At 42.3% G+C, this 12,069-nt stretch carries 8 protein-coding genes; 3 read left to right on the top strand and 5 right to left on the bottom strand.

The features are described from left to right. Together ACI882_RS05865 and katG are read left to right on the top strand one after the other, a co-directional pair. Window positions 1–813 (top strand): FAD-dependent oxidoreductase (locus tag ACI882_RS05865; RefSeq protein WP_411748447.1); only part of this gene is annotated, 813 nt, incomplete at its 5' end. 352 nt (window positions 814–1,165) lie between these two features. Further along, window positions 1,166–3,322, top strand: coding sequence for a catalase/peroxidase HPI (gene katG, locus ACI882_RS05860; protein ID WP_411744876.1), 2,157 nt, complete (start codon window positions 1,166–1,168; stop codon window positions 3,320–3,322). Window positions 3,323–3,531: 209 nt separating this feature from the next. Here the strand turns inward: katG and ACI882_RS05855 are convergent, their stop codons facing one another. After that, a complete protein-coding gene (locus ACI882_RS05855; RefSeq protein ID WP_411744877.1) occupies window positions 3,532–4,599 on the bottom strand; it encodes an alkene reductase in 1,068 nt (355 codons plus the stop codon). A gap of 214 nt (window positions 4,600–4,813) precedes the next feature. Between ACI882_RS05855 and opgC the strand changes: the two genes are divergently transcribed. Then, window positions 4,814–5,899: an OpgC domain-containing protein gene (opgC, locus tag ACI882_RS05850; protein WP_411748449.1), complete on the top strand. Its 1,086-nt coding sequence runs from the start codon at window positions 4,814–4,816 to the stop codon at window positions 5,897–5,899. Here opgC and ACI882_RS05845 read toward each other — a convergent pair. The 4 genes from ACI882_RS05845 to ACI882_RS05830 all read right to left on the bottom strand — a co-directional run bounded on the left by ACI882_RS05845 (window position 5,868) and on the right by ACI882_RS05830 (window position 12,035). Then, window positions 5,868–7,049, bottom strand: a complete 1,182-nt coding sequence (locus ACI882_RS05845) for a glycosyltransferase (RefSeq protein ID WP_411746300.1) — start codon at window positions 7,047–7,049, stop codon at window positions 5,868–5,870. The genes opgC and ACI882_RS05845 overlap by 32 nt on opposite strands. Window positions 7,050–7,059: 10 nt before the next feature. After that, a complete protein-coding gene (locus tag ACI882_RS05840) occupies window positions 7,060–7,230 on the bottom strand; it encodes a hypothetical protein (RefSeq protein WP_411746301.1) in 171 nt (56 codons plus the stop codon). A 586-nt stretch (window positions 7,231–7,816) separates the two neighbouring features. Further along, a complete protein-coding gene (locus tag ACI882_RS05835) occupies window positions 7,817–8,206 on the bottom strand; it encodes a hypothetical protein (protein ID WP_411744778.1) in 390 nt (129 codons plus the stop codon). Between the two features lie 670 nt (window positions 8,207–8,876). Further along, window positions 8,877–12,035, bottom strand: a complete 3,159-nt coding sequence (locus ACI882_RS05830; RefSeq protein ID WP_411744777.1) for a transglutaminase domain-containing protein — start codon at window positions 12,033–12,035, stop codon at window positions 8,877–8,879. Window positions 12,036–12,069 lie beyond the last annotated feature (34 nt).

Below are 12,069 nucleotides of genomic sequence, written 5' to 3'. Positions count from 1 at the left end.
GGCAAAGACATTTCGATGCAGCGTTTAGCAGATGAATTCGATTCAGTGGTTATTGCAACAGGCGCTACCGTTCCGCGTGACTTACCTGTGCTGGGGCGTAATGCGAAAGGCGTGCATTTCGCCATGGAGTTTTTAACCAAAAACACCAAGAGTTTATTAGATTCTAAGCATGAAGACGGCGCTTACATTTCTGCCAAAGGCAAAGACGTTGTCGTTATTGGTGGTGGTGATACCGGAACCGATTGCGTGGGTACCTCGTTGCGTCATGGCTGTAACTCTGTTATTCAGCTGGAGATTATGCCGCAGCCGCCGGAAACCCGTTTAGACAACAACCCGTGGCCTCAGTGGCCCAAGAAACTGTTGGTTGATTATGGTCAGGAAGAGTCTATTGCTGTGCAGGGCGCAGATCCGCGCCAATACTTGGTGATGACCAAAAAAATTGAACAAGACGATAACGGCCAAGTGAATGCCGTTCACACCATCGGTGTTGAGTGGAAGAAAAACCCAGAAGGACAAATGATTCCATACGAAGTCGCGGGCAGTGAAAAAGTTTACCCCGCTGATCTAGTGTTACTTGCCATGGGCTTCCTCGGTCCAGAAGGTAAAATCCTTGATGATCTAGGCGTAGAAAAAGACAGTCGCTCGAACGCTAAAGCAGACTACGGCGAATTTGACACATCCGTTAAAGGCGTTTTTGCTTGTGGTGATGCGCGTCGCGGCCAAAGTCTCATTGTCTGGGCTATTAATGAAGGTCGAGGTGCTGCACAGGCCGTTGACCAATATTTAATGGGTAAAACGTATTTACCTAAATAGATTGACTCATTTTATTTAGCGATGAAAGCCCTATTTTAATGTAGGGCTTTTTTTTTGAAAATGGCGCGTCTCTATATGAATGTTGTGCAAGTTATTCGAGGTACAGGTTGAAATCCATCAAGCACAAGGACAGGCAGAATGATTGATTTAGGTTAAGTATTCTATATTTGGCTAATGTAATGTCATTGGCCTTATTCATCCTGTTTGTCAGATTGATAGATTTTTGCTATTAGCAGCATAGTTATAATTGGTTTTAGTTATCAGTCGAAGTGATGAATAGTGTCACGTGAGAGGGTCGTTCCCTTGCGCGCAGATGTATAGATTTTTCATTCGAAATATAGGAGTTTTACCTATGTCTAATAATAAATGCCCAGTTATGCACGGTGGTGCAACTGAAACCAGTATGACCAATATGGCGTGGTGGCCTAAAGCCCTAAACCTAGATATTCTGCATCAACATGATAGCAAGACTAACCCGATGGCAGCAGGCTTTAATTATCAAGAAGCTGTTAAAAGCTTAGATGTCGCCGCTCTGAAGAAAGATATGATCGACTTAATGACCGACAGTCAAAGCTGGTGGCCTGCCGACTGGGGTCATTACGGTGGCTTAATGATTCGCATGTCTTGGCACTCTGCTGGCACCTATCGCATTGCTGATGGTCGTGGCGGTGCAGGCACTGGCAATCAACGCTTTGCACCTCTTAATTCTTGGCCTGATAACGCTAACCTCGATAAGGCGCGTCGTATTCTTTGGCCGATTAAGAAAAAATATGGCAACAAGCTGAGCTGGGCCGATCTAATTGCCTATGCCGGTACCATGGCGTATGAGTCTATGGGCTTGAAAACTTACGGTTTTGCCTTTGGCCGTGAAGATATATGGTCTCCAGAAATAGATACTTATTGGGGCGCGGAAAAAGAATGGCTTGCGCCAAGTGGCAGTGAAGGCAGTCGCTATTCAGGTGAGCGTGACCTAGAAAACCCATTAGCAGCGGTTATGATGGGTTTAATTTATGTAAACCCAGAAGGTGTTGATGGTAATCCAGACCCGCTCAAGACCGCTCACGATATACGCGTTACATTCGAACGTATGGCAATGGACGATGAAGAGACAGTTGCACTCACCGCAGGCGGTCATACCGTGGGTAAGTCTCATGGTAATGGTGATGCGGGGTTACTTGGCCCTGACCCTGAAGGAGCCGAATTAGAAAATCAAGGCTTCGGTTGGATGAATAAAACTAAGCGAGGCATTGGCCGGGACACAGTCACCAGTGGTATTGAAGGCGCGTGGACCACCCACCCAACCAAATGGGATAACGGCTATTTCGAATTGTTGCTGAACTATGAATGGGAACTGAAAAAAAGCCCTGCCGGTGCTTGGCAATGGGAGCCGATCAACATTAAAGAAGAAGATAAGCCCGTCGATGTAGAAGATTTAACAACTCGATATAATCCAATGATGACGGATGCTGATATGGCCATGAAGATGGACCCTGAGTATCGTAAAATATCGGATAAGTTCTATAACGATCCGGATTACTTCTCTGCGGTTTTTGCGCGTGCTTGGTTTAAATTAACCCACCGCGATATGGGACCGAAGGCTCGTTATATTGGCCCTGACGTACCAAAAGAAGATTTAATCTGGCAAGACCCGGTGCCAGCGGGCAACACAGATTATGACGTTTTAGCAGTAAAAGCGAAAATAGCTGACAGCGGTTTAAGCGTTAGCGAGTTAGTCGCTACGGCATGGGACAGTGCTCGAACGTTCCGCGGTTCTGATAAGCGCGGTGGAGCTAATGGTGCACGTATTCGTTTAGCGCCGCAAAAAGATTGGCAAGGTAACGAGCCAGAACGTTTAAGCAAAGTATTGGCGGTCGTCGAAGCTATTGCCGCCGAAAGTGGCGCGAGCGTTGCCGATGTGATCGTATTAGCCGGCAATGTGGGTATTGAGCGGGCAGCTAAAGCAGCGGGCATGGAAGTGACAGTCCCTTTTGCACCGGGTCGTGGTGATGCCACGCAAGAGTTGACTGATGTTGATTCTTTTGACGTGCTCGAACCTCTGCACGATGGTTATCGGAATTGGTTAAAGCGCGACTATGTGGTTAGCGCCGAAGAACTGATGCTCGATCGTACCCAATTGATGGGTTTAACGGCACCAGAAATGACGGTATTGTTAGGGGGTATGCGTGTTTTGGGGACTAACTATCAAGGCACGAAACATGGCGTTTTTACCGATCGTGAAGGTGCGCTGACCAATGACTTTTTCGTCAACCTAACCGACATGAATTACGCTTGGGTTCCAACAGGTGAGAACCTGTATGAAATTCGGGAGCGTGATACAGATACGGTTAAGTGGACCGCGACGCGAGTTGACCTAGTGTTTGGATCAAACTCAATCTTGCGTTCCTATGCGGAAGTTTACGCACAAGATGATAACCAAGAAAAATTCGTGCATGACTTTATCGCGGCATGGACCAAGGTCATGAACGCAGACCGTTTTGACTTAGCGTGAATAATGACTCTGCCCAGTGTGTGAATTTAGCTGGGGTATAGTGACTGAACAGATGAGTCTTTAATTTGTTGCTTTATCCGTTAAAACCCTCCTGTTGCTAAGACGGAGGGTTTTTTATTGCTATCGTTTAAAGGTGTCAAATTTTTTTTAGTAAGCACTCCAATGGATAGACATTCGCGGAGCCTAATCATGGCAATGAACGACTAGCCTTAGTCACTCTTTTTAAGAAAGGGGTAATCGGTATAGCCCACTTGTTCGTTAAAATAGTAAGTCTCACGGTTGGGCGTATTGAGCGCCGCATCAAGTTTAAAGCGTTCTACTAAATCGGGGTTAGCGATAAACAACTGACCATAGCTGACGGCATCGGCTCTGCCATTTTCTATGAGTTGCTCTCCACTTTCTTTTGTTAGCTGTTGATTGGCAATGTACACGCCCTCGAAATTCTCTCGTACTAGCTGGCCGACCGTGTTTTCAGTACTGGTGTCTTCACGAGCAAAAATAAAGGCAATTTTGCGAGTGCTGAGCTGCTTGGCGACGTAGGTAAACAATGCTCGTGGGTCTGAATCATCTAGACCAGCGCCATCACTTGCTGGTGCTAAGTGAACGCCCACTTTGTCTGCACCCCATACGTCAACTAACACATCGATAATTTCCAACAGGAGACGGACTCGATTTTCAATGCTGCCACCGTATTCGTCGGTTCGTTTGTTGCTACTTTCATGCATGAACTGATCAAACAAATAACCATTGGCGGCGTGCAGTTCCACACCATCAAAACCCGCCGATTTGGCGTTTTCTGCCGCGCGTCTATAAATGGATTGCAGGTTTTTGATCTCCTCAATCGCCATAGCGCGGGGGGTAACGTAATCTTTAAACGGACGAATATGGCTGACATGACCAGGAGCGGCAATCGCCGAAGGCGCAACGGGTAACTCACCACCTAAATAGTGCGGGTCTGAAATGCGACCCACATGCCAAAGCTGAATAAAAATGTTGCCGCCCCGTTCATGAACGGCTTCAGTAATGGGTTTCCAGCCCTCTGTTTGCTCGTTAGACCAAATGCCCGGGGTATCGGGGTAACCCACTCCCATCGGCGTAACTGAAGTCGCCTCGGTTAAAATCATTCCGGCGCTGGCACGTTGACGGTAATATTCCACCATCAATTCGTTCGGTATGCGCCCCGGGCTATTCGCGCGTGAGCGTGTGAGTGGCGCCATAATGATGCGGTTGTTGAGAGTGTAAGCGCCAACGTTTAGTGGCTGGAACAAAATAGACATTAATTCGGTCCTGAAAATTAAAGAGATTTGGTAAGGTTTGGGGCGGTTTTCCATTATTAAAGAGTATGCGGGGTTATTGAACGGCAATAAAATCTGCTGTTCTGTAAATGCATCAAGCCAATGTGTGTGATATAAAGTTGATGCGCAAGCAGTTAAGTCCGCGCTTCTAGGTTCTATAGGGATATTGGCAAAATAGTTTAAGGAGCATTTAGCTATCCAACAGCGTGATCACAGAATAGATTTGATTCGAGGTTGCTTATTAACCCTCATGACAATCAATCACTTGAATGGCTGGTGGGTGAAATACACTTGGCAGCCCTTTGGTTATTTTAGTGCGGCCGAAGGTTTTGTGCTGTTATCTGCCGTTACTGCAGGCTTGATTTACAGCCGTTCACTTAATGGTTCAAATGGTTCGCTAAAACCGCTGTATCGAGCTTTGACGCTATACAAATATCACATTGTTACTATGAGTATTATTAGCGTTCTTTTCTTAACAGTTCCTATTTATGGCGAAAGCTGGGTTAGATGGCTGCGACCCTTACAGCTTGACGCCCTACGTACACTCTTTATGGAAGCGCTATTAATACAGCAACCCAAGCATCTTGATATTATTCCTATGTATGCAGGGTTTATGCTACTCCTACCATTGTTACTTTGGCTTTCTAAACTAAAGCTCTATTGGATTGCTATTTGCGCCAGCCTACTGCTCTGGTACTTTGATCCGTATATTACCGTTCGCCGATTCTCAATGTTTAATCTATGTGGTGATTGTCAATATAGCTACTTTAACTGGTTTAGTTGGCAAGTGCTGTGGGTCTTAGGTGTAGGGCTAGGCATTGCTATTACGAAACAAGCTGGCTTTCTTAAAGTTCTTCAACGGCCATTAATCACTATAGTTTTACTGGGAGTATGCGTTTTACTATATTCCTTAAAATCTCAATGGTTGGAATTACCCATTGTGACTAAGGCAAGCGTAAGCAGGCAAAATCTAGGCTGGCTCAGACTTGTGAGTCTTCTAAACTTTTCGTTTCTTATCTATTCAATATCTTATTTGGTGAAAAGAAACGTTAGGCTGCCTATCTTAAATGCAATGGGTCGCAATTCTCTACAGGTTTTTTCGGTGCAAGTATTACTAATATACTTATTAAAACCACTAAATGATTTGTTGTTGGTAAATAGAAATAACTTCACGTCAACAGCTTTGGCGATATTGATTGTTTTGTTGTTAGCCGCTGTTGCATGGTTCTACGAATCTAGAATAAAAAATATTAAACGCACAAGGGTTGCAACAGTGCCCTAATTTGAGTGTTAATTGAGTTGCTAGTGGGCACAGACCGGCGGATTTCTTTACAACTCATCTTGAATCGTTCTTCGCTAAGAAGGGCCTCCAGCTTAGTAGAGATTGATTCAATAGAATCGTATTCATCTACTGCTAAACCTGCGCCACTGCGAGCGATCAGCTCCCCTACGTTCCGTTGTTCTAATTGTGTAGGGAAAACCAATACAGGTACACCGGTCTTTATTGCTACTCCGGTCGTACCGGTACCTCCGTGGCAAAGTATTAAATCAAACTTTGATATATAACGTTGAAGGGCAATAGGTTTGCTATAAACAGAAAACCCTAGTCGTTCTAATGATGTTCTTAGATGTAGACTCACATTGGGAATAAAGAAGTGTGCCTCTACCTGCGGAAATTTAACAATTGAGTGTAACGCTAGTGTTGATATTTTACGATCTTCTTTTAAATAAATAAAAATACGTTTTTTTCCTGAGCCAACAGTAATAGCTTCGCCCGAAGTATTAAAAAATATAGGGCCTAAATAGTTAACGTCTTGCCTTTGTGGCCCATAAATGTCCAGTTCTTTGTAATTAGAAATTAAGGTTTTATCTGCGTTAAAAATATCACTGACGTATTGTAATTTCGGCCGGCTAGCATTTTCTAGCACTGAGTTCATGGTTTGTATTAATTTTAGTTCGCTGCTGGGTATGTGATCTTCAGGCATAGGCTGCCATAAATTGAGCGGTAAAAATGGTTTACCAGGCGGAGCAGCACCCCAAGTGGAATCAATGATGACCTTTTTGAAATCAAGACCCACTGAGGAAAATAACGCGGTGGGAGAAAAATCATAAACAACAAGATCAGGCTCAACAGCTTGATAGACGGCCTGCCACTTTTTAAACTGCTTGCTCAAGGTGATTTTATCAGACATGCCTCTACGAATTAATACATCAGCCATTGAAAAAGTAGGGCGATGACTGATTGGAGCATTTAATTTCGGAAATGGTATGAGCTTGTAAGGTATACTCTGAAAAACGTTGGCAATATTTACCTCATCCTTTACACACAGAAAGATATCACTGCCTAAATCGTGAAGCACTTTTGCTATGGTAGCTAGATGAGAGATGTGACCAAGGTCTTGGCCACACTCCCAAATTAAGAGCGTTTTCATTTAGTTATTCTTAACCACCAAATTTAGATTCCAAATATATAAGGACGATCACAACCGTTATAGCCACAATATTCCACCATCCACCCGTTTCATAAAAATGGGCTTTTGGGATCTTTTTCTTAAAAATAGACTTTTGTTTGTCTTTTATTTCAGGCTTAGGCAAAACTATTGACTGCTCCATACATTCTGCGCTACAACCAGTATTATAGGTAATAGCAAGGTCATAGACCAATACTGGTATCGCAAAGTATTGAACATAGCATTTGAGGTCTCTCCATTGCGGCCGATATTACTATAATATGGGTGTCTGTGATCGTTAAAAAATGTGCATATTTTCTGGTCGAAAATAATTAGGAATATTGTCGCGATAGCACTAGGCATTAGCACGGTCAATGTATGGAGATCTGATGCTGCAGGGATTGTGAACAAAAATGGGAATACAAAAGAGCTTATCAAATGCTCTTTTGTATCAGGTAGACCCCTAGATATTTTTGTTGTACGGTAGACAACACTGTGGCCAATAAAAAGCATAATAAATAGCGTAACTAAAGCTGAGAATCCTAAGTGCTGAATAACAGAAGGTACGTTACTCATTAACAATAGTGAGATGTTGAAATTGGTCATTGCGATTAAAGCAAATATCAGTAGTACAATTATTTTTACCATGCCCAAAAATTGCTCATAAATTAAGCAATTCCAATTACTTGAGGTGTTCAGTACATAGCGTCCATTTAGTTATTCCTAACAAAAACAGGCTCAGTAGAAAATTAGGAGTAAACTAATTCAATGTCTTGACCAACCTTCAAGGTTCTCCATGTAAACTCATTTGACGCTCTTTCGGCTCCAAACGGGTTTATTATTGATGTCGAGTAGTTTTTTCTAAGCCGTATAGATTGAGTTTCACCCTTTGCACTTACTACTAGCTCAGGGAAAATATAAATAAGGTTATACCTTTCTGTTGGTTGTTCGTATTCAATCTCATTTACTCCTAGTAGCGCTACAGTTTTTCTTCTTTTGATAAATAACTTTAAAAAACTAACCCGAAAATATTTCATCCAGATTAGTAGCGTAATTAGTGCGGAAATTACAAAATATATGAGAATCATGGCTAGCAAATATTCATCATATTGGCTATTCAAGCTTAACTGTTCTAGCATAAATTAAGTACAACATCCCAATTAAAATACTAGAGACCAGCTTTATCCATAGAGCTAAATATGGCAAATTTAACGTTATAATAATTGCCAATGTCATGATCAGCGTATATTTATAGGATATGCGTTGAGTGATTCCACAAGTTTTACATTTCAAATTTGGAGATATCACACCTGATATCGGCAGCTTAACGCCACAATTACAACACTTCATATTTGCTTCTAACCTGATTTATATGGAGTAGCAATCCTCAGTTCTAATTAAGTTCTAAGAAGGAAGATCGAGTCATAAGTCTATAATCATTCTGATAGTCTAAATTTTTTTGTGATTTTGCTACCTTTCAACCAGTAAGATAGCAAAATCGACTTTGCCTATTACTTTTCGTCAATTATATTTCGAATTCTACTAGTTGAAACTAAATTTATGATGAGTAGGTAACCAAAATATAGGAAAAGTGTAAATAGAATATAGAATACTATTGCACGATACTCACTAAAAACAGGGGTGTTTTGCAAAACCTTTGTTCCTTGAATGCTCAAAAATAGAGAAATAAGCACATTAGGAAACATAAAGCCAAAGCCCATTTTTGGCATGTTTTTCTTCAGAAAATTTTTGCGATCTGTTTGAGGCATACTGCCGAATGATTTATTACTAATAAGTCGGAATATCATCTTAAGGCGCTCCCGCACTACAAAGTAGCCCATTGCTGTTGTTTATATAATTTGCAGTATTCTCTAACATGGATGACATGATATCTGCGATTGCGACTGTCGCGACGGTAAACCATACTGCCATGCAAGCAAAAGCACCTACACCGCCCGAGGCGAAACCTACCCCTGCGCAGACTGCACCGCCAACGGCAGATACAAATTTGAGTATGAAGGCGATTCCAATCATCATCGCTATTAAAATAGGTATCGCTAAGATAAGACCCGCCGGACCACAGTTTTGTACGGCCTCAATGAGTAAAATAAAGTTGTCTACCCATCGCTTAAGCTTTCCTAGAGCTGCTCGAATTGGTCCCGAAAGAGCGTATGCAGGACCAAAATAATCAATGGCTGATTGCAATGATTCACTTACAGATTGTAATCCTCTTTTCGCGGTGTCCAAGAAGCCACCATTAAAACCTCCACTTATTTTATAAGCCGCACTTCCATTTTGAGACTGTATAACATAACCACTGCCTGTCCACCGGTTTACTGTTAACGGCGTGGCATGCACGGTCACTATACTACCGGACAATAATGCGTTACGAATTTCTGTGCGGGCATCTGAGTCAATTGTAATATTACCCAGCTCTGCCATGTTACTTTTGTCGAGTGTATATAGCGTTTGGCCTGATTGTGAGGCTAAGCTTAATGCTTTAGCGGCACTCATTCCCTGTAAAGCCTCAGTCCCTGCCTCGTTGTAATATTGCTCTGGTATCCAGTTTTCTAATAGGCTGGCTCGATACCCACTCATCATAGTAAATATTGAGAGTTTTTCATTGTCACCGATTTTTGATGCTGAGATAGTACTGAGGTTATCCACATCCATAACAACCCCACCATAATTAGTATTGCGCGGAATGCCAAACCAATAGGTTGTACTAATTGAAGAGTTAAATTGTCCATAACTTGGTGATCTATATTGAATGATATCGTTTTGTTGTGCAGTAATATTGCCAATAAAGTCATTCATAGCCATATAGGATGTTATGTTCGACTTCGTCTCAAGGCCAATCAAATCATGTTTGGTTATATTTGTTAGTCCATTAGTATCAAGCTCTAGTATAGAGTTTTCTGCAGATTGACTAATGTCTTGCATATGAGATGAGCTGATACCTTGTAAGTTTAAAATGATAGAAATGTACTCACCTGCAACTGGTTTGTTATTTGAATTTGACCAACCAAACGCTGGGTTATAAAGCATATAGGTGCTAGAAAGTTCCGTACCCATTGGCGTACTACCGGTAGCCAAGATTTCTTCATCAGCTATTAATAATTCGGGATTCATATGGATTAAATAGCCTGGCAAAGTATCTGGGAAACTATCTAAATCTACAGCTTGGCCTGGTTGCCAATCTGGAAGATAGCTAGCCATTAAATCTAAATCACTTTGCGATGCGGGTCTAAAATTTAGGCTTATATCCTTTCCAGCAAGTGTAACGGTATTAAATGTTTCATCAATCGCTGTACTTCCCCATGAGTTATAGTCTAAGCGAACTCGAAATTTATGTTTAAAGCTATCAGGAATATTCTGAAATTGCGTAGATCTATCTATGACATGGTAGGGTAGTCCTGCGCTAAGTGGAGCTCTTTGTTTAATAGGTATTTCCATTACACCGAGAATATCTGCAGCAGTAGCGTCAGGTGATTGTTGACTAATTTCATATTCTAATTGAGTCATGTAATCTTGATAAGCTTGCTCAATTAAATCATGGTCTATGCCGGATACCGCAAATGAATTGTCATTAGTGTTGGTATTGGCCATCAACCCATTGATCAATGAGTCAGGGTTAAATGGGACAAGCATCTCAAGATCTTGAGCTGCTTCAAAATCATACTGCTTAAACGATGCATCCATCGGTATCCAATGATCGCCTTCGTTATTGACTAGCCCTCGGCTTGGTTCATAGTCGACCCAGGCTTCTACCCAAATGTGTTCCATTTTTACGTGAGTAATTTCGCCGTTGTACGATTGTAAAACGGTTGGAATACCGCCTTGTAACATGACGTTGGTTGCTGCTTCTGGTACTTCTGCGCCGCCCACCCAGTTCATTGCCTGCTCTACAGGTACTTGGATGGTGCCGTATGCGTAACGTGCTGGGGTACCGGCTGCGCGAAGCAGGGCCAGTAGTAGGGCGGAGGTATCGAATGGGTTACCGGCTTTTAGGTCCATGGTGTACTGTGCGCCTTGGATAGCACCGTAGCTAGGAATAGAATAAATGTTGTTATAAACCCAGTTGTAAATCTCAACAGGATCGTTATTTAAGCTTTCAGCTAAGTCGATAATTTCTTGCGTTTGTGGGGCTTCTTCGGTTTCCGCTAAGTCTTCTGCGTTTGGCTCTGGCGACGGTGCTGTGAGGCCGCGTAATATATCTTGGGTTAGAGAGTTTGAAGCAACGTTTACAGGGTCATACAGGCTTGATTCTAATGAAGATAAATCAAGTAACGGTTCGCGTGCTTGAAGGTTGCGCGGTCCAAAGGGTAGAGAACCATTTTCAAAATCTTCTGCGGTGTGCGTCTTTTTAAATTGTTGAGTGCTTAAATAGTCATCAAGTTCGTTTAATAGGCGTTGTTGTTCATCTAAATTACTTGCAGTATTAAATGCGCTACGAATATCTTTAACGGGCTGCATCGCTGTTATAAACTTTTCAACAGCGACGTCATGTCGTTCGAAGATGACACTGTCGGCATCTATTTCAATTAAGTACTCATGCATGTCATTAAAAGAATCAAGCGCGACCGTTTCTAATTCAATAATCCGGTCGAGCTTTGTTTCAAGCTCAGTTAAGTTCATACCTGAATCGGTTTTAACGCCCATGAATTGTAAAACTTCATCAAACGACAGTTTTTTGCTTTCTTGGTAATCATCAACACCGGAAAGTGTTAAGTTGGTGAGTTCTTTGACTGACTGTAGCGTAGTGCCCAACTCATCAAGGGGTGTTTGTTTTTCCAGTGCGGGCCCATAGCGCAAACTATTGAGTTGCGCTTGGTTAAGTTCAATGGCCACGGCAGCTGGCGAATAATAAGCGTATTGATACATCGCAACAGATAGCACCAATAACAATGGAAAGACAACCCAAATGGCAATTTTGTGTCGAATGATGTCAAAAAGTGAAACGTTCATTTTTTATATTTCCTTTAAATCGACAGGCTGTTGA

Source organism: Reinekea sp. (assembly GCF_046710285.1).
Taxonomy (GTDB): domain Bacteria; phylum Pseudomonadota; class Gammaproteobacteria; order Pseudomonadales; family Natronospirillaceae; genus Reinekea.
Note: the sequence above shows the minus strand (reverse complement) of the source record. Positions and strands in the feature narration are given on the sequence as shown.